The following is an 18,995-nucleotide window of genomic DNA, read 5'->3' on the forward strand; positions in this document are numbered from 1 at the left end:
AAGAGCTGTTTGCCGGAGTCAGCCCATTATGAGGCGATTCTTCTGGTTGGTGGTCAAGGAACGCGTTTGCGGCCTTTGACGCTTTTTACGCCGAAGCCGTTGCTGCCGACGGCAGGGGTTCCGTTCCTCGCGCACCAACTGGCCAAGGCCCGCTCGTTCGGGGTCCGGCGGATCGTGTTCGCCACCTCCTACCGGGCGTCGATGTTCGCCGACGCCTTCGGTGACGGTTCGTCCCTGGGGCTCGACATCGTCTACATGACGGAGGAGACGCCGCTGGGCACCGGCGGCGCGATCCGCAACGCGGCCGAGGCGCTCACCTGCGGCCCGGACGCCCCCGTGCTGGTGCTGAACGGCGACATCCTCTCCGGACACGACATAGCCGACCAGATCAGGGTGCACGTCGAGCGCGGCGCCTCGGCCACGCTCCATCTGACCGAGGTCGACGATCCGTCCAGGTTCGGCTGCGTGCCGACGTCTCCCGACGGCCGTGTCACGGCGTTCCTGGAGAAGACCCCCAATCCGGTGACGAACCGGATCAACGCCGGGTGCTACGTGTTCCAGCGCTCGGTGATCGACTCGATCCCGGCCGGCCAGGTCGTGTCGGTGGAGCGGGAGACCTTCCCCGGGCTGATCGAGGCCGGGGAACTGGTGCTCGGCTACTCCGACGCCTCGTACTGGCTCGACGTGGGCACCCCGGCCGCCTTCGTGCGGGGTTCGGCCGACCTCGTGCTCGGCAAGCTGGAGTCGCACGCCCTGCCGGGGCCGGTGGGCGAGTTCCTCCTGCTGGACGGCGCGACGGTCTCGCCCGAGGCCAAGGTCGGCGGGGGGACGGTCGTCGGCGCCGGCGTCTCCGTGGAGGCGGGCGCCAGCGTTCAGGGAAGCGTCCTCGGCGACGGCGCCGTGGTGGAGCCGGGCGCCACCGTGGTCGACTCGATCGTCGGCACGGGAGCCCGGATCGCGACCGGCGCGGTGCTGCGCGACGTGGTCGTGGGAGACGGCGCCGTCATCGGCCCGGGCAACGAGCTCGCCGCCGGTGCGCGCGTCTGGCCCGGCGTCACGCTGCGCGAGTGCTCGGTCCGCTTCTCCAGCGACGTCTAGCAGAGGTCCGGCGACATCCGGCGACATACAGCGACATTTGGTGCCGCTCCGGCCGAGTACGTTGAGATGGTGTGGTGGCAGGAGCGATGACGCCGACAGGCGCGGCGGAGAGGGCACGGGAACGCCGGTGGCGGCCCGCCGGGGCCCTCGACCTGGTCCTGACGCTGTCGCCGCACCAGCACGGGGGCGGGGACCCCACCTGGCGGCGCACGCCCGACGGCGCGTTCTGGCGGACCTCACGCACTCCGGACGGTCCCGGCACGCTGCGGATCACCGCCGCGGCCGGCGAGGTGTTCGGTCAGGCGTGGGGTCCGGGGGCCGAGTGGCTGCTGGAGACCCTGCCCGCCCTGCTCGGAGCGGATGACGATATTTCGGCGTTCGCGGACACGCTGGCGCGGGCGGCCGCCTCAGGAGCCGCGCGTACCGCCGCCTTCGTCGGTGAGCTGGCCGCCCGGCATCCGGGCCTGCGCGTCGGACGGTCGTCCCGCGTCTTCGAGGCGCTGGTCCCCGCCGTGCTGGAGCAGAAAGTCGTCGGGATGGAGGCGTGGCGAGCCTGGCGCCACCTTCTGCGTACGTACGGCGACGCCGCCCCAGGGCCCGCACCCGAGGGCATGATCGTCATCCCGTCGCCCGAAATCTGGCGGCGGATCCCCTCCTGGGACTGGCATCGGGCCGGGGCGGAGGCCGTACGCGCGCGGACGATCATCAACGCGGCCGCCCACGCCGTGAAGCTGGAGGCGACCGTGCCGCCGCCGTCAGGTGCGGCCGGCTGCGCGGAGGCGGATCGCCTGCTGCGGGCGCTGCCGGGGATCGGGGTCTGGACGTCGGCGGAGGTCCGCCAGCGTGCCCACGGAGATCCCGACGCGCCCAGCGTGGGGGACTTTCACCTGTCGGGCCTGGTGGGCTACGCGCTGACCGGGCGGAAGGTGGACGACGCCGCCATGCTGGAGCTCCTCGAACCGTTCAGGGGCCAGCGCCACCGGGTGGCGTGGCTGATCACGCTCAGTGGCCGCAGGCCACCGGCGCGCGGCCCGCGGATGTCCGTTCGCGACTACCGGTCGTTCTGACCTCGCGCCGCTCCGGGGTCCGGCGTGATCGGAACCGCCGGGTGCCGCCGCCCGAGGGACTCCGGGGCGTGTCAGCGGGTGTCCAGTCGCGACCGTCACGCGTGTCCGTGCCGAAGAGCGGGGCGAGGACCGCGACGACGATCAGGAAGGTGACGACGAGCCAGGTCATGGTGACCTCCGTGGTGGCAGTGGGTGATGCCTCCAGTATGTTTGCGTGCATCTATTTACGTCTATTGAATTCTTTTGAGGTCATCTCTTAAGAAACTCTGAATTGATGAGCCGACCCCGCCGAGGACCCGCCGTACGCCGCGACGTATGGTGCAGCCCATGAGCGCGAACCCCACAGACGCCGCGCTGCGGCGGGCACTGGCTCGGGCACGCGACGGCAAGGCCCTCGATGTCACCGAGGCCGTCGTCCTGCTGCACGCCCGAGGCGATCACCTGGAGACCTTGCTCGACCACGCCTCACGGGTCAGGGACGCCGGGCTGGACGCGGTGGGCCGGACGGGGATCGTCACCTACAGCAGGAAGGTCTTCATCCCGCTGACGCGGCTGTGCCGGGACCGGTGCGGCTACTGCACGTTCGCGACCGCGCCGCACAAGCTCGACAGCCCCTTCCTGCCGCCGGACGAGGTCCTGGAGATCGCCCGCCAGGGAGCGGCGATGGGCTGCAAGGAGGCCCTGTTCACGCTGGGTGACCGCCCCGAGGACCGGTGGCACCAGGCCCGCGAGTGGCTGGACGCCCACGGGTACGACGACACCCTGTCCTACGTCCGGGCCATGGCCGTACGGGTGCTGGAGGAGACCGGCCTGCTGCCGCACCTCAACCCCGGCGTGATGACGTGGCGCGACCTCCAGCGGCTCAAGCCGGTCTCGCCGTCGATGGGCATGATGCTGGAGACCACGTCCGAGCGGCTCTTCACCGAGAAGGGCCAGGCGCACTACGGCTCGCCCGACAAGGACCCGGCCGTACGGCTGCGCGTGCTGGAGGACGCCGGACGCACGAGCGTGCCGTTCACCACCGGCATCCTGATCGGCATCGGGGAGACCGTCCAGGACCGCGCCGAGGCGATCTTCGCGATCCGCCGCGTGGCCCGGGAGTACGGAGGCATCCAGGAGGTGATCGTCCAGAACTTCCGCGCCAAGCCGGACACGGCGATGCGCGGCATGCCGGACGCCGACCTCCAGGAGCTCGCCGTGACGATCGCGGTGGCCAGGCTCGTGCTCGGGCCCAAGGTGCGGATCCAGGCGCCGCCGAATCTGGTCGACGACGAGTTCACCCTGATGATCCGCGCGGGTATCGACGACTGGGGCGGCGTCTCACCGCTCACGCCTGACCACGTGAACCCCGAGCGCCCGTGGCCGCAGATCGACGACCTCGCCGCCCGCACGGCCGCCGCCGGGTTCGAGCTGCGGGAACGCCTGACGATATATCCGGAATACGTGTTGGCCGGGGAACCGTGGCTCGACCCCCGGCTGCGCGAGCACGTCGCCGCCCTGGCCGATCCCCGTACCGGCCTGGCCCGGGAGGACGCGACGCCGGTCGGGCGGCCGTGGCAGGAGCCCGACGGCGGCTTCCAGGCGCAGGCGGACGCCGCGCCGCGGACCACGGGCCGCGCCGACCTGCACATCGCGATCGACTCCGAGGGCCGGACAGCCGACCGCCGGGCCGACTTCGACAGCGTCTACGGCGACTGGGACGCCCTCCGCGAGCGGCTGCCCCACACCGCGGGCGCCGGCGGGGGCACCACCTCGGAGGTCCGGGAGGCGCTGCGCGTCGCGGAGACCGCCCCGGCGACGCTCACCGACGAGCAGGCCCTGGCGCTGCTCGGCCTGGCCGGGGACCAGAACGGCGTGGGCGCCGACGACGCGGGCCTCGACGAACTGGCCCGGATCGCCGACGGGCTGCGCCGTGAGGCGGTGGGCGACGACGTCACCTACGTCGTCAACAGGAACATCAACTTCACCAACGTCTGCTACACCGGCTGCCGGTTCTGCGCGTTCGCGCAGCGCCGCACCGACGCCGACGCCTTCACGCTCTCGCTCTCCGAGGTGGCCGACCGGGCGCGGGAGGCGTGGGACGCGGGTGCCACCGAGGTCTGCATGCAGGGCGGGATCCACCCCGACCTGCCGGGAACGGCCTACTTCGACATCGCCCGCGCGGTCAAGGAACGCTGCCCGGACATGCACGTGCACGCGTTCTCGCCGATGGAGGTCATCAACGGCGCCAGCCGTACGAACCTGTCCATAGCGGAATGGCTGCACGCGGCCAAGGAGGCCGGGGTCGACTCGCTGCCGGGCACGGCCGCCGAGATCCTCGACGACGACGTCCGCTGGGTGCTGACCAAGGGCAAGCTCCCGGCGAAGGAGTGGATCGAGGTGATCACCACCGCGCACAAGGTGGGCATCCCGACGACCTCGACCATGATGTACGGGCACGTCGACACGCACGCGCACTGGGTCCGCCACATCCGGCTCATCCGCAGGATCCAGGAGGAGACGGGCGGGTTCCGCGAGTTCGTGCTGCTGCCGTTCGTGCACCACAGCGCCCCGATCTACCTCGCGGGGGTGGCGCGTCCCGGGCCGACCGCGCGCGAGAACCGCGCCGTGCACGCCCTGGCGCGGATCATGCTGCACGGTGCGATCCCGAACATCCAGTGCTCGTGGGTCAAGCTCCGTGACGACCTCTGCCGCGCCGTGCTCGACGGAGGCGTGAACGACCTCGGCGGCACGCTGATGGAGGAGACCATCAGCCGGATGGCCGGGTCGGAGAACGGCTCCTACAAGACGATCAGCGAGATCGCCGCCATGGTGGCCCCCATCGGGCGGCCGCTGCGCCAGCGCACCACGTCGTACGAGGCGCCGAGCGCCGAGCGGATCGCCGCGGCGGAGCGGAGCGACGGCGTCTGCCAGAGCGTCAGGAGGACCCTGCCCATCGCGTGACGTGGTTATAACAAGTTCTACATATTCGCCGTCGAGGTACTTGCGTCCTGTGCGGGGCCCGTTGGCACAATCGTGATCCCTTGACCGAGAGGGGTCATGCCCGTGCCGTACGGTCGTCACCGCGCCGCGACACCCGCTGACCAGCCGCGCCTTCCGGTACGGAGAAGTGTCATCGTCGTGGCGTCGGCGGTGGTGCTCCTGCTGGCCGCGGGGGCGGTCCGCGTCATGGGGGCGGGTCTGGGAACGTGTTCTGCCCGCGATCCGATCCTGGTCGGTGTGGCCGCCGCGGTGGACATCGCGCCGCCCGTCATGGAGGCCGCCCGGCGGTTCAACGAATCCGAGGCCGGAGTCGACGGGCGGTGCGTCAAGGTCCAGGTCGCCGAGCAGCCCCCCGCGCCCGTGCTGCGCACGCTGATCGGCGACCGCGCGGGCGCCCTGCCGCAGCGGCCTGACGGCTGGATCGCGGACTCCTCCGCCTGGGTGCGCCTCGCCCGCAAGCAGGGCGCGCAGGACGTCGCCTCGGACGAGACGGTCGTCGCGACGTCCCCGCTGGTGTTCGCGACGAGCCGGTCCCTCGCCCAGCGCTTCGCGGCCGGTCGTACGGCCATGAGCTGGGACATGGTCTTCCCCGCCACCGTACGGGGCCGGCTGGAGCCCACGGACCGTGAGCCGGACGTGGTCCGCGTTCCTGACCCCTCGGTGTCCGGCGCGGGCATCGCCACGGTCGCGGCGGCGCGGGACATCGTCGGGACCGGCCCGGACGCGAGCAAGGAGCTGACCGCGTTCGTCCGGATGGCGCAGGCCGGTTCCGCGCCCGACTACCGCGGCATGCTCGCCGCCATCGACGCCCCCGGCTTCTGGACGCGCCCGGTCGTGGTCGTCCCCGAGCAGTCGGTGTGGGCTCACAACCAGGGGGCGGGCGTGGCGCCCGTGGTCGCCCTCCACCCCAAGGAGGGGACGATCAACCTCGACTATCCGTACGTCGTGACCTCGGCCGACCCCGACCGGGCGGCCGGGTCACGGCTGTTCGCGGGCTGGCTGCGCTCGGCCGAGACGCAGGAGGCCGTGCGCCGCGACGGGTTCCGCACGGCCGACGGCCGGGAGCCGCCGTTCCCCGTGGGACCCGACATCCCGGCGGACGCGCCGGAGGCACGCCCCTCCATCACGCCCGAGGTCATCGACGAGGCGCTGGAGGCGTGGAGCAGGCTGGCGCCGCCGACCAGGATCCTGGTCCTCGCCGACGTCTCCAAGGAGACGGCCGAGCCGATCAGGCCGGGCGGCGAGACCCGGCTCGACGTCGCGATAGAGGCGGCCAAGATCGGCATCAAGATGTTCCCGGACGAGACCGCCATCGGCGTCTGGGAGTTCGCGAGGAAGCTCCAGGGCGGCGCGGACCAGCGCAGGCTCGTCGGCCTCGGCTCGATCACCGAGCCGGACTCCGGCCAGGAGATCCGCAGGACCAGCCTGTTCCGCATCGCGGACGGCATCAAGGCGTTCCCCGGCAGGACCAGCTCGCTGTACGACTCGATCCTCGCGGGCTTCCGCGACGTGTCCAAGGACTACGACCCGCTGATGAGCAACTCGCTGCTCCTGCTCACCGCCGGCGAGGACGACGGCAGGGGCGTGTCCCGCGCGGAGCTCGTCAAGGCGCTCCGCGCGGAGTGGGACCCCGAGCGGCCGGTCCAGATCATCGTGGTCGCGTTCGGGACCGGCGCCGACAGGAACGCCCTGAACGAGATCGTCTCGGTCACCAACGGGCAGCTCTACGTGGCCGAGCAGCCCGGACAGATCATCGACGTCTTCCTTTCGGCGCTGGCGCGGCGGTTGTGCCACCCGACCTGCCCGGGTTCGGCGGGTTGACGGAGCCGTCGGGCGCCGTCAGCGGGTGACCACGAAGTCTGCGGCGTCCCTGGGCGACCGGTCCCGGGGCGGCGCGGCGGCGTGGCCGATCGCGACCGCGCCCATCGGGTCCCAGCTCTCGGGGAGGTCGAGCACGTTCCGCACCGTGTCGCGGCAGAACATGGTGGACGACACCCACGCCGAGCCGAGCCCCTCCACCGCGAGTTGGACCAGGAAGTTCTGCACGCCCGCGCCGGTCGCGACGACGAACATCTCGCGCTCCGCGGCGTTCCTCCGGTCGTCCCGGTACGTGTGCGACCCGTCCATCACCAGGCAAGGGACGGCCAGGTAGGGGGCGTTCCGCAGCACGTCGCCCCGCCTGACCCGCTTCCCGATCGACTCCTCGGAGAAGCCGTCGCCGCGCAGGTCCGCGATCCAGGCGTCCCGCATCGCGTCGAGCAGTGCCGTACGGGCCGCGGGGGTCTCCAGGAGAACGAACCGCCACGGGGTCGTGTGGTGCGGCGCGGGGGCGGCGACGGCCGCGGCCACGGCCCGGCGCACCGCCGCGGGATCGACCGGCGCGCCGGAGAACTCCCGGATCGTCCGGCGGGCGAAGACGACGTCGGCGGAGCCGTACCGGAACATGTCCTCGTCGGCGGGCCGGACGAGGACGCGCGCGCCGGGGCCGTCCTCGCTGGTGACGAGGTCGCCGAGCCCGCGCACGACGGCCACCGGCACCCCGGCCAGCTTGCCCTTGGCCAACTCGGCCGCCGCCGCGATCTCGTCGATCAGCGCGGTCACCGTCGCCCGCAGCGGGTTCCCGTACGCGTCGGTCTTGCCGCGGAAGTCGTCCAGGGGCCGCACTCCCGCGGCGCCGATCGCCACGTCGGTCAGGCCGTGCCGCCAGGGACGCCCGAAGGTGTCGGAGACGATCACGCCCACGTCGGCGCCGGTCCGGGCCCGCACGCCCTTCCTGATCCGCCGCGCGGAGGCGTCGGAGTCCTCCGGCAGCAGCAGGACCGTGCCGGGCTCGGTGTTCGACGCGTCCACCCCGGCGGCGGCCATGACGAACCCGTGCCGGGTCTGGGCGATCACGGTGTCGCCGCGTCGCGCGACCACGCGCGCGGTCTCGTCCATGATCGCCTCGGTACGGCTGTCGCCGGGCCGGGCCCTGCCCTCCGCCTTGCTCACGATCTTCGAGGTCACGACGAGGATGTCGCCGTCGGAGAGGTCGGGTGCGGCGTCCGCCACCAGGGCGGCGATGTCGTCGCCCGGCCGGATCTCGGGCAGGCCGGGGACGCCGGTGATGCTGATGAGGGTCAACGGTACGTCCTCTCGCGGGGTCACGAGGTGAGGGTGCGGGCGAGGGTGAGCGCGGCGGCGGCGAGGTCCCGGGTGGCCTCGGGGGAGTCCATGAGGAGGGGGCGGGCCTCGACGGTCACCCCGTAGAGGGAGACGGCCTTGTCCTCCTCGGCCACGAGCCAGCCGTCGATGAGGTCCGAGCCGTACAGCTCCAGGACCGCCTGGGCGCTCGTCTCGACGCCGATGGCGCTCAGGCAGGCGTCGGCCATGCCGCGCACCGGCGCGCCGCCGATGATGGGGGAGACGCCGACCACGGTCTTCTCGCAGAGCGCGGAACGGATGCCGGGGATCTGGAGGATCGTGCCGATGCTCACCACCGGGTTCGACGGCGGCAGGATCACGAAGTCCGCCTCGCGGACGGCCTCCAGCACGCCGGGCGCCGGGCTCGCCTCGTCCGCGCCCACGAGGGCGATCTGCTCGGCGGGGAGAGAGGCGCGCAGCCGCACCCACCACTCCTGGAAGTGGATGGCGCGCCTGCCCTGGCCGTCGTCGACGACGACGTGGGTCTCGGTCCGGTCGTCGGACATGGGAAGCAGCCGGACGCCGGGCTGCCAGCGCGCGCAGAGCGCCTCCGTGACCTGGGACAGGGGATAACCCGCGGCCAGCATCTGGGTGCGCACGATGTGCGTGGCGACGTCGCGGTCGCCCAGCCCGAACCACTGGGGCTCCATGCCGTAGGCGGCCAACTCGTCCTTGACGGTGAACGTCTCGTCGGTGCGGCCCCAACCCTGGTCCTCGTTGATGCCGCCGCCGAGGGTGTACATCACGGTGTCGAGATCGGGGCAGACCCGGAGGCCGAACAGGGTGATGTCGTCCCCGGTGTTACCGATGACGGTGATCTCGGCGGGCTCTTCCGAGGCGGCACAGGCCGCTTTGAGGCCGCGCAGGAAACGGGCGCCGCCGATCCCGCCGGCGAGGCAAACGATGCGCATGCCGCCAGTCTCGCACCCGGCTTCCAGCGGACGGCACGCGCCTCATATGCGATAAATGTGAGGTAGGAAACAGTTGTAATGGCATGAGGTTGTTGGGTCTACCGACACCAAAGTCGCTCTTGTGCGAAACTTCCCCGAGTGTCTTTTGGAAGGCGTTGGGGGTAGCAGTGGTGGTCAAGGTTGATTCCGGACGGCTGCGCGAGCCTGCCGCGTGGATCATGCTGACGGTGGTCGCCACGGGCGTTCTCCTCGGCGCCATCCGTCTGCTGTTCGGAGCGGGGTCGTTCACGGGCCGCGCCGCCGTCACCCTGTCGAGTTTCGTGAGTCCCGTCTCCACGGCGCTCGCCGTGGGCGCGGTCCTGCTGGTCACGCGGTTCGGCGATCCGACCCCGCGAGCCCGGTTGGTCAACCTCGGGACCATGGCGACGCTCGGTCTGGCCACGCTCCTCGGCCTGGTCAGCACGCTTGCCGGGATCTTCGCCGACGGGTCCATGGGCGACAAGCTCGAATATCTGGTGATGGCACTGCCCATGGTCGCCCTCGCCGCCGTCGGCCTGGTCTTCGCCCGGAGCTCCATCGGCGCGGACGTGCCGCGCAGCAAGCCGGGCCGCGCGGACGACCGGTTCTTCGGCTTTCCCGACGACAATTTCGCCGGGTACAACCCGCAGCAGGCACAGCCGGTTCAGGCTGTCCCCCCGGTTCAGCCGATCTCCGCGGTTCAGCCGGTCTCTCCCGTCCAGCCGGTTCAGCCCGTGCAGCCGGCGCAGGCCGCCGGAACGCCCTCCTTCGCTCCTACGCAGGTGGAGCCCGCCTACGTGCCCGGCCAGGCCGAGCCCGCCTACGGCCAGGCCGAGCCCGCCTACGGCCAGGCCCAGAGCGAGCAGTCCTTCGGCTCCGGCCAGCAGGAGCACGGGTACGGCCAGTCCCAGCAGGAGCAGGGGTACGGCCAGCCTCAGCAGGAGCCCGCGTACGGCCAGCCGCAGCCGGAGCCGTCCTTCATGTCCGGCCAGGCCGAGCAGCCGTACGCCGCCTCGCCCGCCGAGCCGTACGCGCCCGCCCAGGGTTTCCAGGAGGGGTACGCGCCGGCGCCCCAGCCGGTGAACCAGGGCTACCCCCAGCAGGAGCAGCAGCCCGCCGGTCACTTCGCGCCCCAGGGATACGCCCCCGAATCCCAGGGGTACGCCTCCGAGCCGCAGGGCTACGCTCCTGAGCCGCAGGCCGCCGCCGTGGTGCCGTTCGGCCAGCAGCCCGCCCAGCTTCCCTCGCCGGCGGCCCAGCACCCCATGCAGCCCACGCCGCAGCCGGTACAGCCCGTGCAGCAGCCCGCCCCCCAGGCGTTCCCCCAGTCGACCGGTGGTTACCCGCAGCCTCCGCAGGGCCCCATGTTCGACCAGCACGGCTACGCGGGCCAGCAGGGCGACGCCTCCGGTTACGGAGCCTTCGGGAGCCAGCAGGACAACTCCCCGTTCCCGCCGGCCCCGCAGATCGAGGCGGTCGGCTACGCCCAGCAGGGCTACGCCGACCAGGGGTTCGGCCAGGCGGCCTACCCCGCCGCCGAGCAGGCGCAGCCGTACGCGCAGCAGCAGGAGACGTACGGCCGGCCGCAGGCGGAGCCCTATGGCCAGCAGAGCCAGCAGAGCCACCAGAGCCACCAGAGCCAGCAGGATTCGTACGGGCAGCAGGACTACGGGCAGCAGGGGTCCTCGTCGTTCTCCGGCTACTCGGGTGCGCAGTTCGGCCACCAGGCGGCAGAGCAGGCTCCCTCGTTCGAGCAGCCCGCCCAGCACCAGGTCCAGCCCGCCCAGGGGTTCGACCCGTCCCGCCCGTACGAGCAGGCCGTGGACCCGAGGGAGCAGCAGCTCGCCGCCGCCTACCAGCAGGCGCAGAGCTACCAGCAGCACGCGCAGCCGGTCGACTACGCCGGATCCCAGACGGCGCCCCAGGACTACCCCGACTACTACGACAACCCGCTCGGCCACGCCCAGACGCCCGAGCCCGCCCGGTACGCCGCCCCGAGCGACCAGACCATGCGCTTCGACGCGAACCTCTACCAGGGCGACCCGCTGAGCGGTCCGTCGCGTCGACAGGACACCATAGACCCGACCGCGATCTACGCCCCCGAGCGGTCGCAGGCAAAGCTTGAGGAAGGTGTGAGCACAGAACAGGCAGGTCACGGAGCTGATCCGCAGGCCCCCTGGTACGGTTCCCAACGCTGATACGGCTGAACACAAGGGTTACGAACCGGGGCAAGCTGGTCTTTCCCCGGGTATCGGTATGCCGCTTGACGCCACACGCGGCACGCGCGTGTAATTACAGACATGTTGTTACGCCTTCCAATAGCTGGGTAACCAGGAAGGCGTTCCATGGGGGGCTCCATTGTGGGCTGGCGAGCGACAGGGAGGTGTGCAATGGCCGACCAGGTCATGGCACAGGCGCTCGACGGTGAGGATCTTGGGTGGCAAGAGCGTGCGCTGTGCGCTCAGACCGACCCGGAGGCGTTCTTTCCGGAGAAGGGTGGCTCGACCCGAGAGGCCAAGAAGGTGTGCCGCTCGTGCGAGGTGAGAGCGGAGTGCCTTGAGTACGCGCTCGAACACGACGAGCGGTTCGGCATCTGGGGTGGGCTGTCAGAGCGGGAACGGCGCAGAATCAAGCGCCAGGCGGTGTGAGATGGCGGGGTCGCGCGGACGACGCGCGACCCCGCCGACCGATTCGGCTCTCCCGTGATCGAGTGAGCCGCGGGTGCCGTAGGGTTGTCGCGCGTTAGGCCGATATCTCCCGCGATCTCGGATATTTGCTGAGATTGTGGGGGCAACCCCCGAGGACTCATCCACGTGCACTCCGTCACCGCGATAGTCGTCGCTCACGACGGCGCCCGCTGGCTCAAGGAGACGCTCGAAGCGGTGCTCCGGCAGTCCCGGCCACTCGACCGTGTCGCGGGCGTCGACAACGGCAGCCGTGACGGCAGCGGCCGGATCCTGACCGAGGCGTTCGGACCGAGCAGCGTGCTGAGCATGTCCAGGTCCACCGGATTCGGCGAGGCCGTGCACGAGGTCGTACGACGGCTCCCGCGCGCGTCCGGCCAGGAGTGGTTGTGGCTGCTCCACGACGACTGCGCGCCCGACGCGCACGCCCTGCGGGCGCTGCTCCACGCCGCGGACCAGAACCCCAAGGCCGCGATCCTCGGCCCGAAGCTCCGTGACTGGCTCGACCGTCGTGTCCTGCTCGAGATCGGTGTCACCGTCGGACGCTCCGGACGCAGGGACACCGGCCTGGAACCCCGCGAATACGACCAGGGGCAGCACGACGGGACGCACGGCGTGCTCGACGTCCTCTCGGTCTCCACCGCGGGAATGCTGATCCGCCGTGACGTGTGGGAGGAACTCGCCGGGCTCGACCCGCGCCTCCCGCTGTTCCGCGACGACCTGGACCTGTGCTGGCGGGCCAGGGTCGCCGGGCATCGCGTGCTCAACGTGACCGACGCCGTCGCCTGGCACGCCGAGGCGGCGTCCCGGCGCCGGAGGCGCATCGCCGCCAGCGAGGACCACCCGCGTCGCATCGACCGGCGCAACGCCCTGTTCGTGGTCATGGCGAACCTGCCCTTCTGGGCGCTGGTCCGTTCCGTGTTCCGCAACATCACCGGCTCGCTGGTCCGCACGGTCCTGTTCGTCCTCGCCAAGCAACCGGCGAACGCCCTGGACGAGATCGCCGCACTCGGCTCCGTACTCGGCCATCCCGGACGGCTGTTCAAGGCGCGCAGGGAACGGAAGAAGGGCAGGAAACAGGGCTATCCGGCGGTCGCGCGGCTGTTCACCCCGCCCGGCGCGACCTGGCGACGGCTGGCCGACATGTTCCAGCGCTACCTGGCGGGCGAGGGGCCCGTCGACTCGGCCGGACGGCACCACGCCGCGGCCGCCTCCTCCGAAGACGAGGGCGACGAGCTGCTCACGGACTCCGGGCTGTTCCAGCGGATGTCCTCCAGCCCCGGCGTGTGGCTCTGCGTCCTGCTCCTCGCGGTCACCTTGGCCGCCGAGTGGTCGCTGTTCGCGGGCGGGCTGCTGGGAGGAGGCACCCTCGTGCCGGTCACCGGCGGCGCCTCGGACCTGTGGCGGCTCTACGTCGAGAACCACCACTCCGCCGGCCTCGGCTCGGACACCTGGGCCCCGCCGTACGTGGCGGTCCTCGCGGCCCTTTCCACGATCTTCTTCGGCAAGACCTGGCTGGCCGTGTCCGTCCTGCTGCTCGGGTGCGTGCCGCTCGCCGGGCTCTCGGCGTACGTCGCGACGAGACGGATGATCACCTACACGCCCGCCCGGGTGTGGCTGGCCGCGACGTACGCGCTGCTTCCGGTGGCGACCGGGGTGGTCGCGAGCGGCCGGGTGGGCACCGCGCTGGTATTCGTCCTGATCCCGGTCTACGCGGCCCTCGCCACCCGGGTCGTCGCGGGGTCACGCCGGGCCGCGTGGGGCTTCGGCCTGCTCCTCGCGATCGGCACGGCCTTCGCCCCTCTCGTCTACGTCGTGGTGGCGATCCTGGGCGGGCTCGCCGCCGTGTCCTTCGGCGGCATCCGGCGCGGCGTCGGGGTGTCCCTGGCGATCGGCCTGGGAACGCCGATCGTCCTGCTGTTCCCCTGGCTGGCCGAGATCGTGCGGGAACCGCGCCGCATCCTGCTCGAATCAGGTCTGGCCGATCCCTCCCTCGCCGATCCGAGGCTGGGCGCCGACGCGCTGCTCATGCTCAACCCGGGCGGCCCCGGAACGCCGCCCGTCTGGGTCACCGCTGGGCTGGTCGCCGTCGCGCTCGGCGCGCTGCTGCTCCGCCGCCACCAGACGGTGGTCGCGATCGGCTGGGGCGTCACGCTGTTCGGCGTGCTGCTCGCGGTCGTGGTCAGCCGGTTGGCCGAGTGGCCCGGCGTCCCGCTCGCCTTCGCCGCCACCGGCCTGCTCGTCGCGACCGCCCTCACCGCGCACCGGATCACCGAGTTCCGCGCGGCGGGTGGCCTGCGCAGGGCGGGTGCCCTGCTGATCGTGATCGTCGCGTTCGCCACGCCGCTGGCCGCGGCCGGTCTGTGGATCGTCGGCGGTGCGGGCGGCCCGCTGCGCGGCGACCTGCGCGACCCCGTGCCGCCGCTCAGCGCCGCCTGGTCGCCGAACGGCGAGCGCACGCTGCTCATGCGCCCGGAGGGCGGCCGCCTCGCGTACACGCTCCTGTCCGGGCGCGCCCCGTTCATCGGGGAGTCCGATTTGCGCGCCCCGGCGGCCGACACCGCGCGCGTCGGGACCGCGGTCGCGGGCCTGGCCTCCGGCCGGGGCGGCGGTGACGTCCAGATCCTGGCGGCGTACGGCGTCCAGTTCGTCACCGTGCCCGGCCCCGTCGACGTCGCGCTGCAACGCGCGCTGGACTCGGAACCCGCCCTGGTACGGGTGAGCCTCTCGGAGACCGGCGGGTTGTGGCGGGTGGCCGGGACCGTCACCGTGCCGAAGCCGCCCTCCGGAGGCGACGGCTGGCACCGGACCTGGTTGTGGGCGCAGGCGGCGCTCGTCGCGCTCGTGCTGGTCCTGGCCTCGCCCGGAGCCCGTACGGCGGAGCAGCAGGAAGACTACGGCGACGCCCCGGCACCGGCCCGGTCCTCCCGGAGGCGTCCGAAGAACCCCGAGGAGCAGGTGCCGGCATGAAGGGGCTGATCGAGAACCGCTTCGGGCTGCTCGCCCTGGTGCTGCTCGCCCTCGGGGCGCTGTACGGCGTGGCCTTCGTCAGCCGTCCCGCGCCCGCGGCCCAGAAGCCCGCCCAGCAGGTCAAGGTGGCGGTCGAGTCCGTGTCCATGGTCTGCCCCGACCCCGGTGGCGGCAGGATGACCGCCGTCACGCCCCTGGGCGGACCGAGCGGGCAGGGCGGCGCCGCCACGGTCGCCGAGATGAAGGGCGCCAAGCCGCTGGCCACGCTCGACCAGGTGGGCACCCTGTGGCGGAAGGACGTCCCGGTGCGCACCCGGCCGGTCACGGTCGCGGGGATGGGCGCGATGGCCGCGGGCCTGGAGGCGGCGCAGACCACCCAGGTGACGTCGGGAGCCCAGCGCGGACTCTCGGGGGTGCGCTGCGTCGAACCCGGCGCGGAGGCATGGTTCGTCGGTCCGGGACCCGCCGCGGCCGACGTCACCCTCCATCTGGCCAACTCCGACGAGGCTCCGGCCTACGTCGGCATCATGATCTACGCGGGTGAGGGGCCGGTGCTCGCCGACCGCGGAAACGGGATGGTCGTCAAGCCGGGCGAATACCGCGAGGTCAAGCTGCGCGAGCTGGCGCCTTCGCCCCTGGTGATGGCCGTCCAGGTGAGCACCAGCGGCGGCAGGGTGGCGGCCGCGATCAGGGCGTCCCTCGGCGAGGGCAAGGGAGTGGACTGGCTCCCCGTCTCCGCTCCGCCGTCCACCCGGGTCGTCGTGCCCGGCCTCCCGGGAAGCGCGGGCCAGCGCGAGCTGTACATCGCCACACCTGGTGAGCGGGACACGGTCGTCCAGGTGAAGGCGGTGCTGAAGGACGGCTCCTACGCGCTGAAGAACAAGGAGTCCGTCGAGGTGCCCGCGGGTTCCACGACCACGATCGACCTGACCACCGGGGTCGGCGGCCAGCCCGGCGCCCTGGTCCTGACCTCGGACGAGCCCATCGTCGCCGGGATGAGGATGACGGGGACGGGCGACATGCGGGACGCGGCCTTCACGGCGGGGGCGGTGCCGATCGACCTCGGCAGCGTGGTGGCGGACGGCGGCCCCGGCAAGAAGTCCGCGAAGGGGAGCGGCAAACGGGAGTCCCGCCTGGTGCTCTCCGCGCCGTTCACCGCCGCCACGGTGCGGATCCAGCTGCTGCCCCAGCGCGGCACCCCGGCCGAGCCCGTCGAGGTGAAGCTGCCCGCGGCCCGCAGCAAGGAGATCAAGCTCACTCCGCCGGCCGGCGCGGGTTCCGGCTTCGCCATCCACATCGTGCCGGTCGCCGGATCGGGTCCCGTGTACGGCGCGCGCGTGCTGAGCGAGGACACCCCTCAGGGTGTGCTGCTCACCACGCAGCCGCTGGCGCCGGCCAGAACATGGGCGATCGTGCCGGCCACCGTCGACTCGCCCGGCGCCGTCCTGCCCTAGCGCGGGGCGGCCGCCCCCGGGGCCTCAGTGCCGGTCGTCGTAGCCGGGGTCGATCGTCTCCGGGGTGAGCCCGAGCAGGCTGGCCACCTGTTCCACGACGACGTCGCTCACCATCGCGCCGAGCTGGTCGCGGTCGCGCGCCCTGGCCTCGAGAGGGCGGCGGTAGACGACCACGACCGCGGGCTCCGAGCCCGCCGCCGTCTGCGCCCTGCCGAAGGGGATCGGATCGGGGTCGAGCCGCGCCGGGCCGTCGATCAGCTCGCTCGGCGGCGGCACCTCCTCGACCGCGAACTCCATCGTCGCGAGTTGCCGTCCCCATCGGGGCTTGAGCCGGTCGACCGCGTCGAGGACCAGGTCGTCGAAGCGTTCGCCGCGCGACTTCGCGATCGGGACGTGCGAGGGCGCCAGTGGACCGCGCATCCCGCGACCATGCCGGTCGCGCCGCCGCACCCGCCGCCGGGGATCTCCGCTTCGCTCGCTCACGCGGCCAGCTTAAAGGAGCGGGCGCACGTCGTACGGGGGGCAGGCGGTGTCCGGATTGTGGCGACACGCGCGTTCAGAGCGGCGGGGTGGTGGCAATGTGAACGCGGACCGGATACGGTCCCTCCGTGAGCCCCGTCCGCAGCTGTTCCCGTACCGCCTGCAGGCAGCCTGCCGTCTTCACACTCACGTATGTCTACGCCGACTCGACCGCGGTTCTCGGCCCTCTCGCGACGTACGTCGAGCCGCACTGCTACGACCTGTGCGCCGAGCACGCGGAACGGCTCACCGCCCCCCGTGGGTGGGAGGTCGTGCGACTCCCGTCAGAAGCGGGTTCCCCGAGCGGGGACGATCTTGAGGCGCTCGCCAACGCGGTCCGCGAGGCCGCGCGTCCCGCGCCCGCCGCGGGCGAACCCATCGGCCAGGCCGTCGAGGTCGGCCGGCGCGGCCATCTCCGGGTGCTCAAGTCCGCGCAGCCCAACCGCGACCGGTGACGTCACCCCGGGCCGGGGTGCGGGCGGCAGTGGATCACACGCGCCGTGGCGGTGGCGCCTTGTAGGCTCGGGCCCGGCATACCAAACGATCGGGGAGCTGCGGTGGGCGACCTCACCAGGATCTTCAAGGCGTACGACGTCCGCGGCGTCGTGCCGCAGGAGCTCGACGAGCGGACCGCGGAGGCGGTCGGGGCGGCCTTCGCCGAGGTGACGGGGGCGCGTTCGCTGGTGATCGCGCACGACATGCGCGCGTCGTCGGGTCCGCTGGCCGCCGCATTCGCGCGTGGCGCGACCTCGCGCGGGGCCGACGTGGTGAACGCGGGCCTCGGCTCGACCGACCTGCTCTACTACGCCAGCGGCAGCCTCGGCCTGCCCGGCGTGATGTTCACCGCCAGCCACAACCCCGCCGAATACAACGGCATGAAGATGTGCCGCGCGGGCGCGGTGCCCATCGGCGGTGAGACCGGCCTCATCGAGATCCGCGACCGCGCCGCCGAACTGCTCGACTCGGGCCTCGGTGGTACGCCGGGCCGGGGGAGCGTCACCGAGCGGGACCTGCTGGCCGGATACGCCGGCCATCTCAAGACGCTCGTCGACCTCTCCGGCATCCGGCCGCTCAAGGTGGTCGTCGACGCGGGCAACGGCATGGGCGGCTACACGGTCCCCGAGGTGTTCGACGGCCTGCCCGTCGACCTGACACCCCTCTACTTCGAGCTCGACGGGAGCTTCCCCAACCACGAGGCCAACCCGATCGAGCCGGCGAACCTGGTCGACCTGCAGAAGGCCGTCATCGAGCGGGGCGCCGACATCGGCATCGCGTTCGACGGCGACGCCGACCGGTGCTGGGTGATCGACGAGCGGGGTGAGTCCGTCTCCCCGTCCACGATCACCGCACTCGTCGCCGTACGCGAGCTGGCCAGGCATCCGGGCGCCACGATCATCCACAACCTGATCACCTCCAGGGGCGTTCCGGAGATCGTGCGCGAGCACGGGGGCGTCCCGGTCCGCACCCGCGTCGGGCACTCGTTCATCAAGGCGGAGATGGCCCGCACGGGCGCGGTCTTCGGCGGCGAGCACTCCGCGCACTACTACTTCCGCGACTTCTGGTACGCCGATTCGGGCATGCTGGCGGCGCTGCACGTGCTCGCCGCTCTCGGCGGTCAGGACCGGCCGCTGTCCCAGGTCCTGGAGCGGTACGCCCGGTACGCCGCGTCCGGCGAGATCAACAGCACGGTCGCGGATCAGGCGGCCGCTCTGGAGACGGTGCGCGGGGCTTTCACGGGTCGCGAGGGTGTTACCTTCGACGAGTTGGACGGCCTCACAGTGAGCGGCCGGGACTGGTGGTTCAATCTGCGCCCGTCCAACACCGAGCCGCTGCTGCGACTGAACGCCGAGGCGGCCGACGAGCGGAAGATGGCGGCCGTGCGGGACGAGGCCCTCGCCGCCCTAAGGAGCTGACACGGATTTGAAGATCGACGACTGGCTGCTGGACGTCCTCGCCTGCCCGGCGTGCAAGTCCCCGCTGCGCGCGTCCACGGACGCCGACGAGCTGGCGTGCACCTCCGAGTCCTGCGGGCTGGTTTATCCGGTCCGGGATGACATCCCCGTCCTGCTCGTGGACGAGGCGCGCAAGGCGTGAGCGAGCGTAGCGAGC

14 protein-coding genes are annotated in these 18,995 nt (G+C 72.1%); 11 read left to right on the forward strand and 3 right to left on the reverse strand.

Going from position 1 to position 18,995, the window contains the following annotated elements; translation table 11 throughout:
- Positions 1-9 precede the first annotated feature (9 nt).
- From IMZ11_RS33125 to IMZ11_RS33140, 4 genes are all read left to right on the forward strand, one after another.
- Positions 10-1,098 (forward strand): NDP-sugar synthase, encoded by a 1,089-nt coding sequence (locus IMZ11_RS33125; RefSeq protein ID WP_061253432.1) that lies wholly within the window; start codon positions 10-12, stop codon positions 1,096-1,098.
- Between the two features lie 86 nt (positions 1,099-1,184).
- The gene (locus IMZ11_RS33130) at positions 1,185-2,165 is read left to right on the forward strand and encodes a DNA-3-methyladenine glycosylase (RefSeq protein WP_228646346.1); all 981 of its coding nucleotides are present in this window, start codon (positions 1,185-1,187) and stop codon (positions 2,163-2,165) included.
- Positions 2,166-2,480: 315 nt separating this feature from the next.
- On the forward strand, positions 2,481-5,108 hold the full coding sequence (locus IMZ11_RS33135) for a bifunctional FO biosynthesis protein CofGH (RefSeq protein ID WP_255707451.1): 2,628 nt from the start codon (positions 2,481-2,483) through the stop codon (positions 5,106-5,108).
- A gap of 96 nt (positions 5,109-5,204) precedes the next feature.
- On the forward strand, positions 5,205-6,968 hold the full coding sequence (locus tag IMZ11_RS33140) for a substrate-binding and VWA domain-containing protein (RefSeq protein ID WP_228646348.1): 1,764 nt from the start codon (positions 5,205-5,207) through the stop codon (positions 6,966-6,968).
- An 18-nt stretch (positions 6,969-6,986) separates the two neighbouring features.
- On the opposite strand, the gene IMZ11_RS33145 is transcribed toward IMZ11_RS33140, so the two are convergent.
- Together IMZ11_RS33145 and cofD are read right to left on the reverse strand one after the other, a co-directional pair.
- A complete protein-coding gene (locus IMZ11_RS33145) occupies positions 6,987-8,270 on the reverse strand; it encodes a coenzyme F420-0:L-glutamate ligase (protein WP_228646349.1) in 1,284 nt (427 codons plus the stop codon).
- Positions 8,271-8,290: 20 nt separating this feature from the next.
- On the reverse strand, positions 8,291-9,241 hold the full coding sequence (cofD, locus tag IMZ11_RS33150) for a 2-phospho-L-lactate transferase (RefSeq protein ID WP_061253437.1): 951 nt from the start codon (positions 9,239-9,241) through the stop codon (positions 8,291-8,293).
- 170 nt (positions 9,242-9,411) lie between these two features.
- Here cofD and IMZ11_RS33155 point away from each other — a divergent pair, with 170 nt between their 5' ends.
- The 4 genes from IMZ11_RS33155 (at position 9,412) to IMZ11_RS33170 (ending at position 16,367) form a co-directional block, all read left to right on the forward strand.
- Positions 9,412-11,457 (forward strand): hypothetical protein, encoded by a 2,046-nt coding sequence (locus tag IMZ11_RS33155; RefSeq protein ID WP_228646350.1) that lies wholly within the window; start codon positions 9,412-9,414, stop codon positions 11,455-11,457.
- A gap of 192 nt (positions 11,458-11,649) precedes the next feature.
- Positions 11,650-11,907 carry a WhiB family transcriptional regulator gene (locus IMZ11_RS33160; RefSeq protein WP_061253439.1) on the forward strand — a complete coding sequence of 86 codons (258 nt, stop codon included), beginning with the start codon at positions 11,650-11,652 and terminating at the stop codon, positions 11,905-11,907.
- Positions 11,908-12,072: 165 nt separating this feature from the next.
- Positions 12,073-14,913 carry a glycosyltransferase gene (locus IMZ11_RS33165; RefSeq protein WP_228646351.1) on the forward strand — a complete coding sequence of 947 codons (2,841 nt, stop codon included), beginning with the start codon at positions 12,073-12,075 and terminating at the stop codon, positions 14,911-14,913.
- Positions 14,910-16,367 (forward strand): DUF5719 family protein, encoded by a 1,458-nt coding sequence (locus IMZ11_RS33170; RefSeq protein WP_228646352.1) that lies wholly within the window; start codon positions 14,910-14,912, stop codon positions 16,365-16,367. Before IMZ11_RS33165 ends, IMZ11_RS33170 begins: the two co-directional genes overlap by 4 nt.
- A gap of 24 nt (positions 16,368-16,391) precedes the next feature.
- On the opposite strand, the gene IMZ11_RS33175 is transcribed toward IMZ11_RS33170, so the two are convergent.
- A complete protein-coding gene (locus IMZ11_RS33175; RefSeq protein ID WP_228646353.1) occupies positions 16,392-16,850 on the reverse strand; it encodes a metallopeptidase family protein in 459 nt (152 codons plus the stop codon).
- Positions 16,851-16,975: 125 nt separating this feature from the next.
- Here IMZ11_RS33175 and IMZ11_RS33180 point away from each other — a divergent pair, with 125 nt between their 5' ends.
- From IMZ11_RS33180 to IMZ11_RS33190, 3 genes are all read left to right on the forward strand, one after another.
- Positions 16,976-17,341: a DUF3499 domain-containing protein gene (locus IMZ11_RS33180; protein WP_061253443.1), complete on the forward strand. Its 366-nt coding sequence runs from the start codon at positions 16,976-16,978 to the stop codon at positions 17,339-17,341.
- Between the two features lie 102 nt (positions 17,342-17,443).
- On the forward strand, positions 17,444-18,799 hold the full coding sequence (locus tag IMZ11_RS33185) for a phosphomannomutase/phosphoglucomutase (RefSeq protein ID WP_228646354.1): 1,356 nt from the start codon (positions 17,444-17,446) through the stop codon (positions 18,797-18,799).
- A 7-nt stretch (positions 18,800-18,806) separates the two neighbouring features.
- Positions 18,807-18,980, forward strand: coding sequence for a Trm112 family protein (locus IMZ11_RS33190; RefSeq protein ID WP_082776566.1), 174 nt, complete (start codon positions 18,807-18,809; stop codon positions 18,978-18,980).
- Positions 18,981-18,995 lie beyond the last annotated feature (15 nt).

Origin of the sequence: Microtetraspora sp. AC03309 (genome assembly GCF_020826795.1) — a bacterium.
GTDB lineage: Bacteria > Actinomycetota > Actinomycetes > Streptosporangiales > Streptosporangiaceae > Microtetraspora > Microtetraspora glauca.